The following is a 20243-nucleotide window of genomic DNA, read 5'->3' as shown; positions in this document are numbered from 1 at the left end:
GGCCAGATGCAAACGCCTGAAGGACGTCACCAATAACCTACTGCTCAGGAAGAGTAAGGTCAACTTTCGCCATAAGTACCCACTCAATGAGAGAAGTTAGGCATAAGGACGTCATTGCGGAAAATGCTGACGAGGCCCTGCCATATGTTCATCCCCTGCTTGTGAAGCGTCGAAGTATAGCTTCGAATGCGGCAGAAACTCATACCACCCTCCGCCGAACGAAAACCGCCAGAGACTTTGCGCTTCACGCAGGCCATCCGAATGTCCCGCTCCGCCTGATTGTTGTCAAACGGCACTTGTTTGTCATGGAGGAACCGCAGGACCTTATCACGGTGCCGCTGGCACCGCAGCGCCAAGTTTCGTCCCCGAGTCTGCTTCGCCCGACCTCGCTGCCCAGCAATGGGTTCCGCTGCTGGGTTGGCATCCAACCCAGCTTGTACCAATGCGTCGAATGTTCCCAGGAACGCCGCTCTTCCCTCCGCGGTCAGGGTGCCTGCCTTATTCTCGTGGTAGACGAGTTGCATGGCACTGCGGAGTTCTCCAGCCCAGGTCTGTCCATGCACCTCGTCGAGGTTTCGCCATTCCCTCAGGAGATGGGCGTTGCACAAGGCGTGCTGTGCAGAAAGTTGGAAGTAGCTGTTCCAGGCGTCATGCATCAAGGTGCCCTGAAAGCGGGGAAGGACGTCCATGTCCTTCAGGGCGGCGTACCCTCGTTGCTCATGATGCCCGTACAGCGTGAGTTGCCTGCAGCTCACCACATGCATCCAAGCCAACGTCCCATTCACCTTGCTACCGGTCTCGTCCGCGTGCAGGACAGGCTCCTTGAGGAGTGCAGTTTTGAGCTCCGTCTCAAAAGCAGCCAGACGCTCAGCGGCCACATTCAGGCTGAGAGCAATCGTCCCGTCACTGAGACTTGCCCCGCAGATGGCCTGCAGAATGTGCGCGGTGCGTTTCAAGGGAACGAAGTGCACAGTGTTCAGAAAGACTGCCAAGCCGTGGATTTGGGGACCGTACTGCACCTGCCCAGGAACGTGCGCTGGAAAAGCGGCCTGTTCTCGGCGGTGACAGGTTGGGCAGATCTTGACTTGGGCGCGATACTCCACGGCATGCAGTCGGATCTCTGGCAAGTCCAGAACCTGCCGCGCCAGTTCATCGCTGACCGTCACGGTGTCCCAGGCCTGCCCACACCCACAGTGCCCAGTGACAGGAAGCGTGACGACCTCGTCAGGGTGCTCGACCATCTTCAGCGTCTTCCCCTTGTGACCTGGTTGAGCGCCAGAAGACCGGCCGGTCTTCTGGCGCTCACTCTTCGGCGTCCAAGGCTTGTCCTGGCTCGGAGGTTGGTGCGAGGTCGTGCTGTTCAGGCCGAGACGCGCCTTGATGTCTTGAAGTTCAGCGAGCACGTTGGCCAGCTGAGCTTCCAACTTTTTGCAATTTGGGCAGGCGTCCTCGGAGATGCTTCTACTCTACCTGCTCAGCCAAGTCCAGGCCCCCTGGTGAGTAGTCACGAACAAGTAACCCTTCACTGTCGGCCCAGAGGTGGGCAAATGGGCGTGAAGGGAAACTGCCCTTTCAGGCAGTCAATTGCTCTACCGGCTGAGCTACCCGCTGCGTATTGGATGGAGTGAAGTTGAACTTATTGGCCTGGAGGGAAAAAATGCATTGCCTTGCGGGGCACCCTTGGTCTGAGACGGTGGGGAGCGGCAACATCCACCACGCTTTGTCGTGTAAAGGGCTGGTACTCCGAGTCGGATTTGAACCGACACTGGCACGGTTCTGAGCCGTGTTCCTCTACCAAATTGGGATACCGGAGCATAGGAGACCTCGGGGGGGCCAGAGCGGTCGGGAAGATAACCCCTGTGCTTCGGCCCACAGACTGGGCAAGGGGGTGCAAAAGGGACATAAAGTCCCGTGGAGCAGGCTGGTCGGAAGGGGTGGCCTCAGGCTCAGGGGCGGCCCTTCGCCTTTCTTGTCGTCATCTACGTAGGCTTACCTGCCCTTAGTTGCACCGCCATCTCCCGGCGGTTGCCGGGCATCTCGCTGATGAGAAGAAGCCTGCGTGAAGGGTGGACAAGGCAGAGCCATGAGCGGATGTCCTGGAAAGGGAGAACTCATGGCCTTTGGCCCACCCTGCAGAGTGGTACACCCAGCCGGAATTGAACCGGCGTTTCCTGAGTGAAAATCAGGGGTCCTGACCTCTAGACGATGGGTGCAGAAGCTGGCCGGGCAAGGCAGGAACGGAGGGATCGTTGGAAGGATAACCCTCCGTCTTCGGCCCGGTCAGCAGGCACAGGGGAAGTGTAGGGGCAGAGGCGTGTGCGTCACATTCGCCGTTCGGCGCAGTCTGCGCCTAGGCCAAAGAGCGAAGGCCAGAGCGCGGCTGCTCCGGCCTTCAGCCATAGATGTTGCCCTGCGCTTATTCCAGGGTCACCAGATAGTCGTACAGGTCCGGGCCGCCCATATGGATTTCCACCTCGGCGTCGCTGTAGGCCTCCGAGATGCGCGCCGACAGGGCGTCCAGGTCCTCCTGGGTTTTCTGCGGGCCGCCAAATACGGTGATGATCTCCTGGCCCTCGTAGTGGCGGCCCAGCATTTCCAGCACGCTGTCTTCGGGGCTGCCACCACTTTGCACCAGCTCGTCGTCCTTCAGGCCGATCACGTCGCCTTCAGCAATGTCCAGGGTCCGGCCATCCTTCACCGTGATGTTGGTGGTGCGGCTGGCGCGCGTGACTTCCAGGGTGGTCACGGCCCCGGCGGCCTCGGTCATGGCTTCCTGAAGGTCCTCAGCGGGGCTGTCCGGGCTGAAGTTCAGCGCGGCGCCCATGCCCTGGCCCAGCGTGCGGGTGGGAATGACCACCGCGCGGCCTTCCATCAGCTCCATCGCTTTTTCAGCAGCCATCAGGACGTTCTTGTTGTTCGGCAGGATGATGACCTTCTCGGCGCTGACCGAGCGCACCGCGTCCACGATGTCCTGCACACTGGGGTTGGCCGTCTGCCCTCCGGAAACGATCCGCGCGCCAAAACCGCGGAACAGCTTGACCAGGCCGTAGCCGCTGGCCACCGCCACCAGACCACTGGGCGCAATTTCCTCCTCGGCCCGCGCCGCCGAGCCCGCCATGCCCAGGATCTCGGTGTGCTGCTCGGACATGTCCTCGACCTTGGTTTTCAGCATCTTGCCGTAGCGGCCCACCGTGGCCAGCAGCTGGTCGGGCTCGTTGGTGTGGATGTGGCCCTTGACATACCCCTCGGCACCCACCACCAGCAGGCTGTCCCCGAACGGGCTCACCAGTTCGCGGATTTCCTCAATGGGCTTGGTGGCCTCGCTCATCAGGAATTCGGTGCAGAACCCGAATTCCTCGTTTTCAAACTGTTCCTGGGCGTAGCTGGAGATCTCGGGGGCGGGGGGCAACGCCTCGCCGCGCAGCTGCGCCAGCATGCCCTGCACGATGTACAGGTAGCCCTGACCGCCACTGTCAATCACGCCGGCCTGTTTCAGCGCCGGCAGCATCTCCGGGGTCTGGTCCAGCAGTTCCTGGCCCCGGAACAGGGCCTGTTCCAGCACCGTCTCGATGTTCTCGCCCTTCGCACCTTCGGCCACGCCCCGGGCCACGGTCAGAATGGTGCCTTCTACGGGCTTCATCACCGCGCCGTAGCCGGTCTTCTGGGCCGCCTGGAAGGCGCGCGCCAGCGTGGCAGCGTCCACGGCCTTCTGGTCCTTGATGGTTTCGGCAAAGCCCTTGAGCAGCTGCGAGAGAATCACGCCGCTGTTGCCGCGTGCGCCCAGCAGCGCGCCGTAGCTGATGGCGCGCGCCACCTGCGCCATGTTGCTCTCGTCGCAGGTGTCCAGCTCGCGCCGCACCGACTGCATCGTGAGGTGCATGTTGGTGCCAGTGTCGCCGTCGGGGACCGGGTACACGTTCAGGGCGTTGACCTGCTCGCGGTACACGCCCAGCCAGTCGGTGGCGTAGCGCAGCATGCGGGCCAGATCGGCCGGGGTCAGGTGGGCGTGGGCGGCAACCTCAGACACGCTGCACCCCCACGGCGTGGACGCGGGTGGCGGCCAGCTCCTGGTTGGCGTGGGTCTTGACGGTGTGCTCCACCCGCTCGGCGATGTTGCGCGCCACGGTGGGAATGCTGACGCCGTAGGCCACAACCACGTACAGGTCGGCGGTGTAGCGCGCGCCGTCTTTGCCAATCACCACGCCGTCACTGGCCTGGGCGCGCCCCAGCACGCGGCTGATGCCTTCTTTGAGATTGGCGGGGGCCATGCCGACCACGCCCGGAACTTCATGAGCCGTCAGGCCGATCAGCGAGGCCAGCGCCGCCTCGGTAATTTGAATGGAGCCGTTCACAGTAAGGGGCAGTATACGGGGCCGGGGAGACGGGAGGGGCGGCAGGGGACGGTGGGCAGTGCGCAGAAAAAAGCGGGTGTGGAGGCGACAGGGAGAGAGACCCATACGGACTGCCGTCTGTTCTGCCGACACGCCCGGAGGGACGTGTTGCTCCTGCTCGCGCTGCGAAGCAGCCCTCCGAGTCCGCCCGGATGGAACCGCTGACAGACGCAGTGGGGTCGGCGTTCGTATCAGGCCGCCGTCTTGCGTTCGTGAACAGTGGCCAGCCGCGCGTGCTCTACTCCGCGCATGTCACTTGTGAATAGGCTGGAGCGGGCGGACCTCTCGTTGGTGTTTGCGGCCCCCGAGCATCCTGGGCGCCTGACGCAGGGCCTGAAGCCGGGCGAGGTGCGGCTGCTGGCCCGCACGGCGGCTGGTGACGAGGCCGTGGCCCTGGCCCCTGGCAGCGCCCAGCAAGCCCGCGAGCTGGGCGCGGCGCTGGCTGGACTGGCGCGCGACCTGAAAGCGGCCTCGGTGCGGGTGCCGGCCAGCGGGCACGGCGCGGCGCTGGCGCAGGCGGCCCTGGCAGAAGGCTGGCGGGAAGCGCGGTATCGCCAGCACAGCACCCAGCCTCCCCAGCTCCTGGTGGAGGGCCTGAGTGACCAGGACCACGCCCACGTCAGCGCCCTGAGCGCTGGCCTGACCTTCGCCCGCGAACTGACCAGCGCGCCCGCCAATGTGCTGGGCCCCGCCACCCTGGCCCGCGAGGCCCGCCGCCTGGAAGCCCTGGGACTGGATGTGGACGTCTGGGACGGCGACGACATTCAGGCGCGCGGTATGGGCCTGCTGGTCGCCGTGGCTGCGGGCAGTGCCACGGGCCCGCGCCTGATTCGGGTCACGCTGCCTGCGCGCGGCGAGAAGACGGCGGTGCTGGCGCTGGTGGGCAAGGGCATCACCTTTGACACGGGCGGCTATTCCATCAAGCCAGCGGCCGGCATGAACGGCATGAAAAACGACATGGGCGGCGCGGCGGCCGTGCTGGGGGCCATGCGCGCCCTGGGCGAACTGCGCGCGCAGGTCCCTGAAGGTGTGGAAGTCCGGGCGTACATCGCCGCCGCCGAGAACATGGTGGGCCCTCACGCCATGCGCCCCGGCGACATCTACCGCGCCGCCAACGACCTGCAGGTGGAAGTCACGAACACCGACGCCGAGGGCCGCCTGGTGCTGGCCGACGCCCTGACCGTGGCCTGCGATGAGGGCGCCACCGAACTGATTGACCTGGCCACCCTGACCGGCGTGAAGGTGAGTGCCCTGGGGGCCGAGATTGCGGCCCTGTTCAGCAGCGACGCCGCCCTGACGGGCCGCCTGAAAGCCGCCGCCGAAGCTGCTGGCGAATATATCTGGGAATTGCCGCTGCACCAGCCGTACCTGAAGAGCTACCAGAAACAGACGGTGGCCGACCTGAAAAACAGTGACATGAACCCGGCTGGCGCCAGCATCAAGGCCGCGCTGTTCCTGCAGCAGTTCGTCACCCGCCCCTGGGCCCACCTGGACATCGCCGGCAACGCCACCCGGGAGGACGTGGCGACCGGGTGGGGCGTGGGCACGCTGGTGGCGTACGTGCTGGGCAGGTAGGCGGTTGGCCGGAGGCGGTGCGCAGTGAATATCTTTTTCTGCGTACCGCCTCCGGCGCACTGCGTTCCCTCTACACTGCTGGCCCCAGCTTGCCGCGCAGCATCAGGCGCATGCGCTGGCGCAGGCGTTTGTAGATGGGCGGGGAATACTGGGCGCGGAACTGCACCGTGGCGGCCTCGCTGCCCACATCGTGGCCGTCGTGCTGGGTCAGGAAATAGCGGTGGTCCATGATCCACAGGTACAGGTCGGCCTCGGTGCGGCCGGGAAAGCGCGCCATCACGTCGTGCTTGCCAATGTTGTCCACGATGCGGCAGTACAGGCGGCGGTACCAGCTGTCCACCGCCTCTTCCCAGGTGACGGGCGGCAGGCCGGCGCGTTCAGGCTTGCGGTCCAGAAAATACTGCCGGGTGCGGATGTGCTCCAGCAGCTTCTCGTAGCGTCCCGGCGTGGTGAACAGGATTTCATGGTGGCCCGGCACCACGCGGTCCAGGTTGGTGGCCTTCAGGAACTGGGCGTACTCCCCCTTGATAATCAGGTCCTTGAGGGTGTCGCCTTCCTCGGGCGGCACAGTGACCTGCAGCTCGATCACATCGGCATCAATGTATTTCTGACCCTGGCGCCGGGCCACCGAGACGCGGTGGTTGCCGTCCTTGACGAAATACAGCTCGCCCACCTGATACACCTGGATGGGCGGCAGTTCCTTGCCCTGCAGCTGCGCCGAGCGCACGCCGATCCAGCGTTCGTCCAGGTGGCGTTCCTTGGGCAGGTAGTGGCGGTCAAATTCGCGGTAGCGGTCCACCGACCCGATGATGTGATCCACCTCGATGGTTTGCAGGCCGCGCGCGTACTCGCCTTCCGGGGCGAGGTGGCGCACCCAGTCGAAGGGCAGCAGCTCATTGGGCTGCCGCCGCAGGAGAGAAAGCAGATCACGCACGTCGCCCAGAAAGCGCGCGCGTTCTACCTCGTGCCGGGCCTGATCGAATGCGGACATGGGGGTTCGGCTCCTTGAGGGGCCCCGCTGAAGCAGCGGAGCGGGAGTCGGCCGGGTCGCCTTCGTTACCGGGGAAACAGAGAAGACCCCGGTCGCTGGTGTCCAGGGTACACCAAGGGGTGTCAGGCGGGTGTGATGAAAGCCCCGCGGCCGGAGGGGCCACACATAGGGCAAGCCTTTAGGCGGCCCACACATCGTGGGCTGGGCCCTGGGCGGGCGGCGCGGCGCAGGGGTTGAATGCGGCCATGCTTGGCAAGTTTTTCAAGAAGCCCGCAGATGACATGGGCGGCCGGGTGCCCCCGGGCCAGAGTCTGACCACTCGATTCCCGGTGCTGACCTACGGCCCCACCCAGCACTACGCGCCGCAGGAGGTGGCCGTGCGCATCTTCGGGCTGGCCGAGGAGCACACCTTTACCTGGGCTGACCTGCTGGCCCTGCCCCAGACCACCCTGACCTACGACATTCACTGCGTGACCCACTGGAGCAAGCTGGACACCACCTGGACCGGCGTGCGCGTGACCGACCTGATAACCCACCTTCGTCTGAAGCCCGGCGCCACCCACGTCATGCAGCATTCGGTGGGCGGCTACACCACCAACCTGTCGCTGGACGACTTTGTGCGCCCCGAGAACCTGCTGGCCCACACCTTTGGCGGCCAGCCGCTGGACGCCGAGCACGGCGGACCGCTGCGGCTGGTGGTGCCGCACCTGTATTTCTGGAAAAGTGCCAAGTGGCTGAGTGGCCTGGAATTCATGGACGCCGACCGCCCCGGGTTCTGGGAGCGCAACGGTTACCACATGCGCGGCGATCCCTTTCAGGAAGAGCGCTATGACGATGACTGAGCCAACAACTGACCCGACGACGGAAGGAGCCCCGGCCGACCTGACCGGCAGCGGCGAGTATCTGGTCCCGGATGTGCTGCAAGAGGGGCTGACCCTGGTGCTGGTGGGCACGGCCCCCAGTCGCATCAGCGCGCGGGCGCGGGCCTACTACGCCAACCCTGAAAACCGCTTCTGGCGCACCCTGCACGAGGTGGGTCTGACGCCCCGGCAACTCTCGCCACACGAGTACCCCCTGCTGCCGGGGTACGGCATTGGCCTGACCGATGTGGCCAAGCGCCACTCGGGCGTGGACGCGGCCCTACCGGCAGAGGCCTGGGCCCCCGGGGAACTGCGCGCCAAGGTGCAGCGCTACAGGCCGCAAGTGGTGGCCTTTACCAGCAAGCGCGGGGCCTCGGAAACGCTGGGGGTGGCGACGGGCCGCCTCCCCTATGGCCCGCAGGCCCAGGATCTGGAAGGCGCCGAACTGTGGGTGCTGCCCAGCACCAGCCCGCTGGGGCAGACCCATTTTCAGCTGGCCCCCTGGCAGGCACTTGCCGCGCGGGTGCAGGCCCTGCGCGCGGCGGGAACCCCCGGGCCCGGGGCACCGTAACCGGGGTATGGCCTTGCATTCTCCACGACCCCTCCGGGCTGGCCGGGCCCGCCGGCTGGTCCGGGCGCCCCTGCGCCTGACCCAGGCCCTGTGGCATGCGGCGCAGCCCGGGTCCGTCCGGCCCAGCGATCCCTGGGCCCTGGCGCCCCGGCCCGGCCCCGGCGAGGCCCTGCGCCGGGTGGCGGGTCTGGGCGCGGTGGCGCTGCTGACCCTGCTGGCGCTGTCCTTTCTGGGCACCCTGACGGTGCTGCTGGGCATTGGGGTGGCCTCGGGCAGTGACGTGGCCGGGTGGCTGCTGGGCCTGACCCTGCTGGCCCTGGGCCTGACCCTGCTGTGGGCGCGCCGCCGCCTGCGGCAGTGGCGGACCCAGGTGCAGGCGGCGCCCGCATCTGATGAGCTGGGGCAATTGCGGGTGCTGCAGGCCCAGGCCCGCGCGTTGCCGCGCCCGGAACGCACGGCTCTGCTGGGCGCCCTGCAGGCCACCGCGCAGGCCCTGCAGGTCACCGGCGGCGAGGGCACCCTGACGCGCGACGCCTTTGACGCCCGGCAGGCTGCCCGTGAAGACCTGCCCGAGCTGCTGGCAGCGGCCCGGACGCCGGTGGACGGCGCGGTACAGGCGCAACTGGCCCTGATCGAGACGCGCATGACGGCCATTGCCGAGCGGGGGCGTGCGGCGCAGTTGCGTTCGGCGCGGGCCAGAACTGCTTACCTGCAGGACAAGTACGCGGCAGGCGAGGAGGGTGACCCGGCGCCGCCACGGCGTTAAATTTTGAACAGTGGCCAAAAGCGGGTGCTAAACTGCCTCTCGTGCTCCCGCCAAGCCTGTGGTCAACCCTGCTGCTGATGGGTGGCGCGGGCCTGCTGGGCTACGCCACAGTTCGGGACCACCACGGCCTGATGATCGCCGCCGCCCTGGGAATGGCGGTGCTGACGGCGGGGCGCCGGGGCACCCTGCGCTGGGTGCCGCTGGGCGCCTATGCCCTGGCCTTTGTAGTCTCGCTGCTACTGCCGGGGCCCACCTCGGGCGTGCCCGAACTGGGCGCGGCCCTGCTGACCCTGCTGAGCCTGGGTCTGCTGACGGTGCGCGAGCAGGCCAGCGCCCGGGAACTGACCTGGCAGCGCAACACGGTGGCGGCCCTGCGCGCCGGCAGCGAGCGCCTGGCCGATGCCCGCGACGCCGACGCCATTATTCGCGCGGGGATTGGCATTCTGGACAAGCTGCAGGTGGCGCCCAATCTGGCGTTCGTGGCCTACCGTAAGGGCACGCCGCACATTCTGGCCGCCACCGGGGCCTTCGACGCCTTTCTGGAGCGCCCCATTCATCCCAGCGACAACGACAGCCGCAGCGTGCAGGCCGACCACTGGGTGGCCGAGGAAGTGCTGGCGCTGCTGGACAAGACCCAGCGCCGGGTGTTTCATGTGGCCCCGGTCTACGGCCGCGCCTCCAATCATCTGGGCGTGGTGATTCTGGCCCGCCCCGTGCCCACCCCCTTCGACGAGGATGAAAAGGGGGTGGTGGGCGCCTTTTCACGCCTGCTGGGCGCGCAGCTGGGGCAGTGGCAGGCCATCCGGGACCTGCGCGACGCCAACGACCTGACCCTGCGATCGCTGGGCGCGGCCCTGGAACGCCGCGACGACGACACCGGCGGCCACACCATGCGCGTGGTCAGCATGAGCGTGCGCCTGGCGCGGCGCCTGGGCTGGGACGAGGATCAGGTCAAGGCGCTGCGCTGGGGCGCGTACCTGCACGATCTGGGCAAGCTGGCCATTCCCGACGGCGTGCTGCACAAGCGCGGGCCCCTCAGCCCCGATGAACGCCGCGTCATTCAGACCCATACCGTGATCGGCTACGACATGCTGCAGGACCTGCATTTCCTGCCCGCCGAGACGCTGGACCTTGTGCGCTACCACCACGAACGCTGGGACGGCACCGGCTACCCCAGCGGGCTGCGCGGCCAGAACATCCCCGATACCGCGCGCCTGTTTACCCTGATTGACGTGTTTGACGCCCTGACCAATGCCCGGCCCTACAAGCCCGCCTGGACGCGGGAACGCGCCCTGAACGAGATCCGGGCCCAGGCGGGGCGCCAGTTCGACCCGCAGTACGTGGACGCCTTTTTGCGCATGATGGCCGAACACGACGACGCCCATCTGGTGATGTAGCGCTCTAGTGCGGGAGGGGGGCTGGCCCTCCCGCTCTGGCTTCACTCCGGCTTCAGGCCGTGGACTGCACGTTCAATTCCTGGCGGGTGGGGGCGTAGGCGCCGGGGTGGGCGCAGGCGGCAGCGGCGGCCTGCAGGCCCAGCTGAAGATGCTCGGTCCACAGGGCGTCCGGGCGCTCCGCCGCGCCCACCAGCAGGCCCGCACACAGGGCGTCGCCGGCTCCCACCGTGTCGGCCACCTGCACGGGGACCGCCGGCAGGTTGGCCTGCCCCGCTGCGTGGTACAGGGTGGCGCCCGCCGCGCCGCGCGTGACCACGATGGGCGCTCTGGCATTCAGGCCGCGCAACTGGCGCAGAATGTCCGCCTCACCCAGCCCGGGGAAGAAAAACGCGAGGTCCTCGTCGCTGAATTTCAGCAGATCGGCGCGTCGGGCCACTGCCTCGAACACTGCCGGATAGTTGGGATGCCGGTGCGTGCTGCGCGCGTTGGGATCGAAACTGATTTTCACGCCGGCCGCCCGCGCCGTTTCCACGAGGCCCAGCAGCGTGTCAGCCAGCGGCCAGCGGCTAAGGCTGATGCCGCCCACATGCAGCCAGCGGGCCTGGCGCAGCCAGCCGGCGGGCAGGCCGGTGGGGTCAAAGTGCAGGTCCGCGCTGTTCTCGCCCAGAAAGCGGTAGGCGGGGGGGTGGGCGCGGTACACCACGGCCATCAGGGTGGGGGCAGGCACACGCTGCAAGAAGCGCAGGTCCAGCCCCGCTTCCAGCGAGGCGCGCGCCAGATCGTCCCCGAAGTTGTCCTGGCCCACGGCCCCGGCAAAGGCGCTGGGCACCCCCAGGGCCGCGCAGGCCCGCGCCACGTTCCATCCCGCGCCGCCCGGGTGCGCCGTCCAGCGGTGCTCACCTGCGGTCACGAGGTCGGTCAGGGCTTCGCCAGCGCTCACGATCAGGGGCAGGGGGGCCATGGCCTGCATGCTACTGCGGCCAAAAGAGGCCGCGCGCCAGCCACCTCACGTCAAGCCACACGGGCCAATCCACAGAGGCCCCGTCTCTGGCAGCGGTGAGCCGGCGTTGGCCCCGCAGCGCCGATTCCTCTGCCCGCCCGGCCCGCACCGCTTGCACCGCCGCCTGCACCAGCGCTCTTATCAGGCATGACGATCACGACTGAGCAGGAACTGCGGGGCATGCAGCGCGCCGGGCGCGTGGTGGCCCAGACCCTTCGGGCGCTCCGGGCGGCCGTGGCGCCGGGTGTCACGCCAGCCGAGCTGGATGCGCTGGCGGGCGAGATTTTTGCCGAGCAGGACGCTATTTCGGCGCCACGGCAGGTGTATGGGGCGCCCGTCCACGTTTTTGTCAGCGTGAACGACGACATCGTTCATGGCCTGCCCACCACGCGGCCGCTTCAGCCGGGCGACGTGGTGAAACTGGACGTGACCCCCTTTGTAGCCGGCTACGTGGCCGACGCCGCCATCACCGTGGTGGTGCCGCCCGCCTCGCCCGTGGCCCTGCGGCTGGTGGCGTGCGCCGAGGCGGCGTTTCGGGCGGCGATGGGGGTGGCCCGGGCGGGGCAGCCAGTGAATGTGATTGGCCGGGCTGTGGAAGCGGAAGTGGCCCGGCGCGGCTTTTCGCTGCTGCGCGAACTGCAGGGCCACGGCGTGGGCCGCACGATCCACGAGGCCCCGGACGTGCCAAACTTTTACCATCCGGCCTTCAGAACCCCGCTGCGTGAGGGCATGGTGATTGCGGTCGAGCCGATGGTGTCGTCCGGCCGCTCGCCGCGCACCCGGACCCGCCGCGACGGCTGGACCATCCGCACCCACGATGGCGGTCTGGCGGCCCACCACGAGCACACCGTCATGATCACCCAGGGGCAGCCACTGATCCTGACCGCCTGATGAAAGCAGGGCGGTTTTGCCCCTCCCCCTTGGGGGATCCGGAGAGGAGCGCAGGGCGGGACGAGGTTTTTGCAACTGCCGTCTCGCCAGACTTGAAAACCATCCGAACCATTGATTACAGCAGGAGGAGGGTAGAACAGGGAGATGGCCTTCGCCCCACCTCGAAGCTGATCACGGCCTGATCATGGCGGTGGACGACCATGAACCTGGGGGCGCACAGGCGCTGTCACTGCCGACAGAACCAGTCTGCGCCCATTCCACAACCCAGGAGACCTGCAATGCCCGACGCCCAGCGCCCGCCCGACCCCACTGCCGAGCCGCTTCTCTGTCCGCCCGCGCCCCACGAGTTGCTGGCCCTGGCCGAGGAGGTGGCCGCCCTGCACCGCAGCCTGGAGCGGCTGGCCCAGGCCGATCATCTGGAGCGGCTGCTCAAACTGATTGCCCGGCCCGGCTGGACCACCCCGGCGGAATATGAACTGCTGCGCGGCGGCGTGGCCCACATGCAGATGCATGTGCGGGCCCTGCACGATGCCCAGGCGGCGCTGCTGCGGGGCGCGCAGCTGGTGGGCGGGCGCAGCTGAGGGCGGAATCGGGCAGGGTCGTGACGGCGCCCGTGGGGTGACAAGCGCCCCGGCAGCCAGCGCTTATGCCAACTAAGTAGCTCGCTGTTGATCTTTAGATCAACCGAGCGGGCTGGAACAGCTGCGCCGCAGAGCGAGTCTCGAAAAAAGGACGTTGCACCGGGAGTGGAGACTTTGCGGTGCTCTCCTGCAAAGTCGTAACGTGAGGTGCAACGTCCTTAACGGATGCGCCGCTCCCCGTGCCCCTCCAGGCTGGTGCCGATGCCCACCAAGCCGCAGGCGCCACAGTGCCCAGTCAAGCGAAGAACCTGGCAGGCGGCCTGGGCAACCCTCAGGCGAGGGTTGGGGGACGCGGGTCTGGCGCTCAATGGCCTTCTGGGACAGGGTACCCCGCCCCCACCCCCCGTTCACCACTGGAGTGCGCCGCCCCTGCCGGAACACGAGCTCAGCGCCGCTTTCCGCCGGGTTCGGCAGGAAAGTCGAGCCGGGCCGCCCCCTGTTCAGGCGGTGCAGGCTCCAGAGCGGCCACCCTGACGCTCCCTGGCCGCGCTGAGGCTGGCGCCCGCTACGCCCCGGCGCCGCTGGCCTGCCGGAACAGCACCACCCGGAACCCGAAGACCTCCCGTTCCCCGCACGCCTCAAAGCCCACCCGCTTATACAGCTGGCGCAGCGCGGGGCGATCGGCGGCCGTGTCCAGTTTCAGCCAGGGCCGGCCCGCCGACCGGGCGCGCGCCCGCGCGTCGGCCAGCAGAAGGGCGCTTAGCCCGGTGCCCTGTGCGGCCGGGTGCACAGCCAGTTTGTGCAGGTACAGCGCCTCGCCTGGGGGGTCGTCGGGCCAGAAGGGAGGGTCACGCTCCAGCAGGCAGTAGGTGCCCACCGCCTGCCCCGCGCGCCACGCCACCTGCCAGCCGTGGGCCGGGTAGTGCCGCCCCAGACGCTCCAGGGTCAGGCTGTCCAGCGGCCACAGGGGCTGGCCCCGGGTTTCCAGTTCTGCCGCGCTGGCCCGCAGGACGCCGGCGGCCGCCTCCAGATCGCCGGCCGTGTAGGTGAGCTTGGTCACGGCGTTCAGCCCCCCAGGGCGGGCGCGGGTTCAATTCCCGTGGCCCACACCGTGGCCTGGGCGCCCGCGCCGCGCAGTTCCAGGCGGACCCGGGGCAGCGGCCCATTGGCCTTGCCAAACACGGCCTGCCCGGCCGCCAGGGGTGAAAACACGCTGTAGTGGCAGCGGCAGCCCAGGTGCGGCTGGCCGTCGGGGGGGCGGTAGTTGAAGGCGAAGGCCAGCACCTCCGGGTCGCGCACCAGATTCACGGCGCAGCCCAGGTGGGTACAGACCCGGGAAAAGGCCGCCAGATGAACGTCCCCGGCACTCAGGCCGCCGGGCACCGGGCGCGGCAGGCGCAGCAGCGTGCAGGGCCGCCCGGCATAGCTAAAGGTTTGCTCGGTCCACTCCGTCTTCAGGGCCGAGAGCGCTGAGAGCGGCTGTGCAGGCCCCGGTTCAAAGGCTGGCGGGCCCGCTTCGCCCTTGCCGCGAATGACCCGGGTGGCGTAGTAGCCCATGTAGCCAAAGGCCCCGGCCGTGCCAGCCACCGGCAGCACCCACCAGCGTTCCAGCACCTCCCGCCGACTCAGGCGCCGGGCCTTCACGGCTGCCAGCTCTCCAGCAGGTCCAGCAGGGCCTCCAATTCCGCGCCCCGAATGTTCGGAAAGGCGGGCATGGCGCCCTTGCCCTGCACGGTGATCTGCCGCAGGGCGTCCCGGCTGAGCACAGACTGGCGCAGGCTGGGCCCCACGCCGCCGCCGCCGCTGGGCCCATGGCAGGAGGCGCAGTTGGCCGCGTACACGCGCAGGCCCGGGTCGCTCTCGTTCTGGCGGGCACGGATGGCGGTAATCAGTTCGTCGGCGTCGCGGCCCTGGGGGTCCAGGGTGCGGTAGCGTTCCAGGGCGCGTAGGGCTCCATCATCCTCCCCGAAGCGGGCCAGGGCAAAGCCCAGCAGCAGCTGGGATTCGGCCTCGTTGGGTGCGAGTTGCGCGGCGGTGCGGATCAGCAGCGCCGCCTGGGTCGCGTCCTGGGCACTGGGGGCCTCGCTGCCCCGCTCGCCGCGCGTGAGCAGCAAGATGCCCAGGCGGCGCAGGGCCTCGGGCTGACGCGGATTGAGTTTCAGGGCGTTGCCGTAGGCGCTCACGGCCTCGTCGTAGCGGCCCGAATCAAAGGCCGCCTTGCCCCAGGCGAGGTAATCGGCGTTCTGACGGGTGCGCTCGGCGCGGGTCTTCAGGGCCGGCAGCGCCAGTGTGGCCTGCACGTTCTGGGCCTCGGCGGCGTTCAGGGCGGCCAGCTGCCAGCGCGGAATGACCGTCAGGGCCCCGGCGCCCACCGCCAGGGCGGCCAGGGCCAGCGTGCCCAGCGCGAGGGGCCGCAGCCGGGCGCCGGCGCGTGGGGCGGGGGGCAGGGCGTCCAGCGCGCGCAGGGTCAGGGCCGCGCGCCGTTCCAGGGCGGGGCGCGCGGCCTCGTCGTCCAGGGTCTGCAACTGGGTGTACAGGCGCTCACGCTCGGCGTCCAGCCGGGCCCGCTCGGCGGCGTCGGGGTCCTCGGGGGCCCCGGCGCGCAGCGGTGACAGCACCAGCCACAGGCACAGCAGCAGCGTCAGCGCCAGCACGCTCAGGCTCAGCAGAGCGGCGGCGGTCATTCCGGCCCCCGGGCGCGGGTCTCGCGCTGCACCTGCGTCAGGTAGGGATCAAAGGTGGTTTCTGGCTCGGGGCTCTGCTGTGCGGCAGCGGCGCGGCCCCGGCGCAGCAGGCCCCACAGCACGCCGGCCCCCGCCGCCAGGGCCAGCAGCGGCGTGCCCCACAGCAGCAGCCCCGGCCCGGTCTTGGGGGGGTCCAGCAGCACAAAGTTGCCGTAGCGCTGCGAGAAATACACGTAGATGTCGCCGTCGGTGCGCCCGGTCGCCACCTGCTCGCGCACCGACTCGCGCATCTTGGCACTGATGTCGGCGCGGGACTCCGCGATGGATTCGCCGGTATCGCACAGCGGGCAGCGCAGGTTCTTCTGAATGGCCACGGCGCGCGCTTCCTGGGCCGGGGTCAGCGCCGGGGCGGCCAGTGCGCCGCCCAGCAGGCACAGGCTCAGCAGCAGGAAAAGGACGGTCTTCACAGGCCCGGCACCCCAATGGCCTGCAGACCCGCGTTCAGCTTCTCGTGGGTCAGGCCGCCCCGGTCCATGTGCCGCACCACGCCCCCGGCGTCCACGAACACGGTTTCGGGAATCCCCGAGACGCCGTAGTTCACGCCAGTATCCAGCCCCGGGTCTTTCAGGTTGGGGTAGGCCAGGGCGTACTCCCGGATAAAATCGCGGGCATTTTTCTCGCTGGTTTCGTTGAACAGAATGCCAATCACCGCCAACCCCTGCCCCGCGCCCTGGCGCTCACTGAGTTCCCGCAGCAGCGGCGCTTCGGCGCGGCAGGGGCCACACCACGAGGCCCAGAAGTTCAGGACCACCGGGCGCCCTTTCAGGCTCTCCAGGCTGACCGGCACGCCGTCCAGGCTCTGCAGGGTAAAGGCGGGGGCGGGCTTGCCCACCAGCGGCCCGCCGCTGGTGGCCCCCCGCGAGGGGCTCAGCAGCGCTGCGGCCAGCGCGGCCACCAGGGCAAAGGCGATGGCGGGTGGCAGCAGGCGGCGCCACAGTGGCGCGGAGTTCGGGGCAGGGGAGGGTTCACTCATGGGGTTCCTCTCGTCAGTCGGTGGCGGGGGCCAGCCGGGGCGCCGGGGCGCGCGCGGTGCGGGCCGGGCTGACCAGCGTGAAGCTGGCGCCCAGGCAGATCAGCAGGGTGCCCCACCACAGCCACGACACCAGCGGGCTTTCAATCAGGCGCACACTGGCCCACTGCCCTTTGGGGTCGGTGCTGGTGACCACCAGATAGGTGTCGCCGGTCAGGCGGTAGCGCACGGCGGGGGAGGGAAACGGAGTATCGCCGCCCTGGACATAGGTGTTCATGCGCGCGCGAAAGGGTTCGCCGTCAATGCGCACCTGCGCCACCACCGAGCGGCCATCCGAACGGGTTTCCTGGCGAATGGCCGTGAGTTCCAGCTGCTCGGCCAGCACCTGCACGGGCTGTCCCAGGTTCAGGGTCACCTGGGCGTCGCGGCGGTAGGTGCCGCTGCCGGCCAGGCCCAGCGCCAGTACCACCAGCCCGGTGTGGGCCAGGTAGGCGCCGTAGCGCCGGGGCTGGGCGCGCAGGGTGGCCCCCAGGCCGCCAGCCTGCCGGGCAGCTCGGGCGGTCAGCAGGCCCAGCCCCAGCAGGTTGTAAGCGCTCAGACCCACGGTCGCCAGCACGCCGGGGTGGCGCACGCCCAGCAGGGCGGCCAGGGCGGCGGCCCCCAGCCCGGCCACCAGCAGTGGCCGCAGCGCCCGCCACAGGCCCTGGCCCTCAGCGCGGCGCCAGGGCAGCAGCGGGCCCACACCCATCAGGAGCAGCAGGCCCAGGCCCAGCGGAATGGCAAAGGCGTTGTAAAAGGCCGGACCCACGCTGGCGTCCCGGCGCCCCTGCACCGCCTCCACAAAGGTGGGAAACAGGGTCCCCACCAGCACCATCACCGCAAAGACCACGAACAGCCAGTTGCCTGCCAGAAAAGCACCTTCACGGCTCAGGGCGGCTGGGGGCTCGGCGTCGTCGCGCAGCTTCGGGGCGCGCCACGCGGCCAGCAGGGTGCCCAGCACCAGCAGCAGCGCCAGAAAGCCCAGGAACACGGGCCCCACCGGTCCACCCGCAAAGGCGTGCACGCTCTGCACAATGCCGCTGCGGTTCAGGAAGGTGCCCAGCACGGTGCTGGCGTAGGCCAGGACAATCAGCCACACGTTCCACGAGCGCATCAGGCCCCGGCGCTCCTGAATCTGAATGGAATGCAGGAAGGCGGTGGTCAGCAGCCAGGGAATCAGGGACGCGTTTTCCACCGGGTCCCAGGCCCAGTAGCCGCCCCAGCCCAGCGTTTCGTAGCTCCACCAGCCGCCCGCCACAATCGCCGCTGTCAGGAAGGTCCAGGCCACCAGGGTCCAGCGCCGGGTGACCACCACCCAGTGGTCCGAGAGGCGCCCGGTCACCAGCGCCGCCACCGCGTAGGCAAAGGGCACCGACAGGCCCACGAAGCCCAGGTACAGCAGCACGGGGTGAACAGCCATCATCCAGTGGTTCTGCAGGGCGGGGTTGGGACCGCGTCCGTCCGCAGGAATGGCCGCCAGCGGGGTAAAGGGCGAGGCCACCGTGGCGCACACGCCCACGAAGAACAGCAGGCTCACGAACATGGTGGCCAGGGCCCAGGGCCGCAGGGCGTCGCGGCGCAGGGTCAGGCTGAGGATGAAGGTAAAGCCCGCCAGCAACCACGCCCACAGCAGAATGCTGCCTTCCAGCGCGCCCCACAGCCCGGTCACCTTGACCCAGGTGGGCGAGGCGCGCATGGAGTGTTCGGCCACGTAGCGCACGCCCATGTCGTCGCGCAGCAGCGCCATGAGCAGCACCAGCGTGCCCAGCGAGACCAGCGCGAACACCGCCCAGGTGGCGCGCCGGGCGGCTTCCACCGCGCGCGCGTCCCGGGTCACGCCGCCCAGCAGCGCCAGCCCCAGCCCGCCGAGGCAGAACAGCAGCGCGCCCAGCAGGCTCAGCTGTCCCAGGGGCGCGGCGGCGCCCCCGTCAAAGGTGATCAGGTTTAGCACGGGGTCTTCCGTCCTTGTGGGCAGGAGCGCCTCACGGCGCGGTCTTGAGCATGTCCTTCAGTTCGGCCTGGGTTTCGGGCACCCGGTACTCCTCGGAGTGCTTGACCACCAGTTCCGAGGCGTGGAAGGTCTCGCCCTGAAACTGGCCGCGCACCACGACGCCCTGGTTGTCCTTGAACAGATCGCTGACCGCGCCCCGGTACTGCACCGGAAAGCTGGCCCCGCCGTCCGAGACCACAAAGCGCAGGTCCAGCGTCTGGGGGTCATACTTCGCCTCGCGCACCAGCCCGCCAATACGGATGGCGCGGCCCTGCAGCTCGGCGCGCTGCTGCTGGTACTCGGTGGGGGTGACAAAATATTCCAGGCTCTTGTTCAGGTTGCCGTAGGCGATGGCGCCCACCAGCGCCGCCAGCGCCGTTACACCCAGCACCGGGGGCCAGGGATTGCGGCGGCGGGCGCGGGCGCGGGGCAGCGGCGAGAGGGGCGCGCTCACTTCGGGGCCTCGCGGTGGTCCTCGCCGCGCAGGTGGCGCAGTCGCCCCCACATCCAGACCAGATAGCCAGCCAGCACCCCAAAAGAAGCGGCGTAGGTCACGATCACGTACCAGGCGTATTTATCCACGGGCAGCCTCCAGGCCAGCACCCAGCTCACCCATCAGTTCGCGTTCCTCGCGCGCTTCCTCGCGCGCCGCCAGAATGCCGCGCAGGCGCAGCAGATACACGTACAGCACCGTAAAGGCAAAGACCGAGAACAGCAGCGTGGGCAGATACACGGCCTCGGCTTTCCACTGGATCTTGCCCAGCAGCATCAGCGTCTGGGTCTGGTGCACGCCGCGCCACCATTCCACAGCCATGTAGTTGACCGGCACGTACAGCGTGCCCACGATGCCCACCACCGCTGAGACGCGCGCGCGCTTGTCGGGGTCGTCCATCAGGGTACGGATCAGCAGGTAGCCGCCGTACACCACCAGACTCAGGGCGGTGGTGGTCAGCCGCGCGTCCCACACCCAGTAGGTGCCCCAGGTGGGTTTGGCCCACAGCATGCCGCCCACGATGGTGGCCAGGGTAAACAGCACGCCAATCTCTGCGCTGGCCACCGCCAGGCGGTCCCAGTGGCGCCGGCGCTGCCACAGGTACAGCAGGCCGAACAGGCCGGTGCCGCCGTAGGCGAGGTAACTCAGCCACGCGGTGGGCACATGCACAAACATCAGCCGCACCAGCGAGCCCTGGTTGGCGTCCAGCGGCGCGCTGAGGCCCAGGCCCAGCACCGCCAGCACGCTGGCCAGGGCGGCCGCGCCCAGCAGGGTTGTCGTGAGGTCTCGTTTCATATCGCTCCTCTATTGTGCCGCGCCGGAGATGAAGATGACCGTGCGCGCCGCGTCAGTGTGCGCAGACTCGCGTCTGAGAGGCGGCTGGGGCAAGTGCGAGTGTCCCCGGCAGGACGGCGCGCCCCCAGGCCGAAGCCGAGAGGGGCACAACGCCAGCGCACCCAGGACCGCACACACAGAGGCGAAAGC

The 20243-nt window shown here is 68.6% G+C and carries 21 protein-coding genes and 2 tRNA genes; 7 read left to right on the top strand and 16 right to left on the bottom strand.

The features are described from left to right. Positions 1-83: 83 nt before the first annotated feature. The 5 genes from tnpC to C8263_RS13450 all read right to left on the bottom strand — a co-directional run bounded on the left by tnpC (position 84) and on the right by C8263_RS13450 (position 4352). Positions 84-1457, bottom strand: coding sequence for an IS66 family transposase (tnpC, locus tag C8263_RS13470; protein ID WP_107138647.1), 1374 nt, complete (start codon positions 1455-1457; stop codon positions 84-86). A gap of 279 nt (positions 1458-1736) precedes the next feature. Further along, positions 1737-1814 (bottom strand) — tRNA-Leu (locus C8263_RS13465). Positions 1815-2138: 324 nt separating this feature from the next. Beyond that, positions 2139-2213 (bottom strand) — tRNA-Glu (locus C8263_RS13460). Positions 2214-2416: 203 nt separating this feature from the next. Then, complete coding sequence (locus C8263_RS13455; protein WP_107138708.1) at positions 2417-3976, bottom strand: DAK2 domain-containing protein; 1560 nt, start codon at positions 3974-3976, stop codon at positions 2417-2419. 43 nt (positions 3977-4019) lie between these two features. Then, complete coding sequence (locus tag C8263_RS13450; protein WP_107138646.1) at positions 4020-4352, bottom strand: Asp23/Gls24 family envelope stress response protein; 333 nt, start codon at positions 4350-4352, stop codon at positions 4020-4022. A gap of 288 nt (positions 4353-4640) precedes the next feature. Here C8263_RS13450 and C8263_RS13445 point away from each other — a divergent pair, with 288 nt between their 5' ends. Next, a complete protein-coding gene (locus C8263_RS13445) occupies positions 4641-5966 on the top strand; it encodes a M17 family metallopeptidase (protein ID WP_107138645.1) in 1326 nt (441 codons plus the stop codon). Positions 5967-6036: 70 nt separating this feature from the next. Here C8263_RS13445 and C8263_RS13440 read toward each other — a convergent pair whose 3' ends face one another. Continuing rightward, positions 6037-6957: a transcriptional regulator gene (locus C8263_RS13440; protein ID WP_107138644.1), complete on the bottom strand. Its 921-nt coding sequence runs from the start codon at positions 6955-6957 to the stop codon at positions 6037-6039. 245 nt (positions 6958-7202) lie between these two features. On the opposite strand from C8263_RS13440, the gene C8263_RS13435 reads away from it, so the two are divergent. The 4 genes from C8263_RS13435 to C8263_RS13415 are packed head-to-tail and all read left to right on the top strand — an operon-like array spanning position 7203 to position 10551. Beyond that, entirely contained in the window at positions 7203-7799 is a 597-nt protein-coding gene (locus tag C8263_RS13435; protein WP_107138643.1) for a sulfite oxidase-like oxidoreductase, read from the top strand. Further along, positions 7792-8388: a mismatch-specific DNA-glycosylase gene (locus C8263_RS13430; protein ID WP_107138642.1), complete on the top strand. Its 597-nt coding sequence runs from the start codon at positions 7792-7794 to the stop codon at positions 8386-8388. The genes C8263_RS13435 and C8263_RS13430 overlap by 8 nt, the downstream gene beginning before the upstream one ends. A 13-nt stretch (positions 8389-8401) precedes the next feature. Beyond that, positions 8402-9154, top strand: a complete 753-nt coding sequence (locus C8263_RS13420) for a hypothetical protein (protein WP_146160687.1) — start codon at positions 8402-8404, stop codon at positions 9152-9154. 41 nt (positions 9155-9195) lie between these two features. After that, a complete protein-coding gene (locus C8263_RS13415; protein ID WP_332888949.1) occupies positions 9196-10551 on the top strand; it encodes an HD-GYP domain-containing protein in 1356 nt (451 codons plus the stop codon). Positions 10552-10603: 52 nt separating this feature from the next. Here the strand turns inward: C8263_RS13415 and C8263_RS13410 are convergent, their stop codons facing one another. Further along, positions 10604-11512: a carbohydrate kinase family protein gene (locus C8263_RS13410; protein WP_107138706.1), complete on the bottom strand. Its 909-nt coding sequence runs from the start codon at positions 11510-11512 to the stop codon at positions 10604-10606. 186 nt (positions 11513-11698) lie between these two features. Here C8263_RS13410 and map point away from each other — a divergent pair, with 186 nt between their 5' ends. Beyond that, the gene (gene map / locus C8263_RS13405) at positions 11699-12442 is read left to right on the top strand and encodes a type I methionyl aminopeptidase (protein WP_107138639.1); all 744 of its coding nucleotides are present in this window, start codon (positions 11699-11701) and stop codon (positions 12440-12442) included. A 278-nt stretch (positions 12443-12720) separates the two neighbouring features. Further along, complete coding sequence (locus tag C8263_RS13400; RefSeq protein ID WP_107138638.1) at positions 12721-13023, top strand: hypothetical protein; 303 nt, start codon at positions 12721-12723, stop codon at positions 13021-13023. 565 nt (positions 13024-13588) lie between these two features. Here the strand turns inward: C8263_RS13400 and C8263_RS13395 are convergent. From C8263_RS13395 to ccsA, 9 genes are read right to left on the bottom strand one after another with little or no spacing between them, the layout of a single operon-like run. After that, positions 13589-14083: a GNAT family N-acetyltransferase gene (locus tag C8263_RS13395; protein ID WP_107138637.1), complete on the bottom strand. Its 495-nt coding sequence runs from the start codon at positions 14081-14083 to the stop codon at positions 13589-13591. Positions 14084-14088: 5 nt separating this feature from the next. Next, positions 14089-14667, bottom strand: coding sequence for a Rieske (2Fe-2S) protein (locus tag C8263_RS13390; RefSeq protein ID WP_332888948.1), 579 nt, complete (start codon positions 14665-14667; stop codon positions 14089-14091). Beyond that, positions 14664-15707: a c-type cytochrome gene (locus tag C8263_RS13385; protein ID WP_107138635.1), complete on the bottom strand. Its 1044-nt coding sequence runs from the start codon at positions 15705-15707 to the stop codon at positions 14664-14666. The genes C8263_RS13390 and C8263_RS13385 overlap by 4 nt, the downstream gene beginning before the upstream one ends. Then, positions 15704-16174, bottom strand: coding sequence for a cytochrome c-type biogenesis protein (locus C8263_RS13380; RefSeq protein ID WP_233218815.1), 471 nt, complete (start codon positions 16172-16174; stop codon positions 15704-15706). Before C8263_RS13380 ends, C8263_RS13385 begins: the two co-directional genes overlap by 4 nt. Beyond that, entirely contained in the window at positions 16171-16740 is a 570-nt protein-coding gene (locus C8263_RS13375) for a TlpA family protein disulfide reductase (protein WP_107138634.1), read from the bottom strand. The genes C8263_RS13380 and C8263_RS13375 overlap by 4 nt, the downstream gene beginning before the upstream one ends. Before the next feature lie 13 nt (positions 16741-16753). Beyond that, positions 16754-18727 (bottom strand): heme lyase CcmF/NrfE family subunit, encoded by a 1974-nt coding sequence (locus C8263_RS13370; RefSeq protein WP_107138633.1) that lies wholly within the window; start codon positions 18725-18727, stop codon positions 16754-16756. Positions 18728-18758: 31 nt separating this feature from the next. Continuing rightward, entirely contained in the window at positions 18759-19220 is a 462-nt protein-coding gene (ccmE, locus tag C8263_RS13365) for a cytochrome c maturation protein CcmE (protein WP_107138632.1), read from the bottom strand. Beyond that, entirely contained in the window at positions 19217-19348 is a 132-nt protein-coding gene (locus C8263_RS19830) for a heme exporter protein CcmD (protein WP_199188401.1), read from the bottom strand. The genes ccmE and C8263_RS19830 overlap by 4 nt, the downstream gene beginning before the upstream one ends. Continuing rightward, positions 19341-20054 carry a cytochrome c biogenesis protein CcsA gene (gene ccsA, locus C8263_RS13360; protein ID WP_107138631.1) on the bottom strand — a complete coding sequence of 238 codons (714 nt, stop codon included), beginning with the start codon at positions 20052-20054 and terminating at the stop codon, positions 19341-19343. Before ccsA ends, C8263_RS19830 begins: the two co-directional genes overlap by 8 nt. Positions 20055-20243: the final 189 nt, after the last annotated feature.

Origin of the sequence: Deinococcus arcticus, from assembly GCF_003028415.1 — a bacterium.
In the GTDB taxonomy this organism is placed as follows: Bacteria; Deinococcota; Deinococci; order Deinococcales; family Deinococcaceae; genus Deinococcus; species Deinococcus arcticus.
The sequence above is the reverse complement of the archived record's forward strand: the minus strand, read 5'-3'. Positions and strand labels throughout refer to the sequence as shown.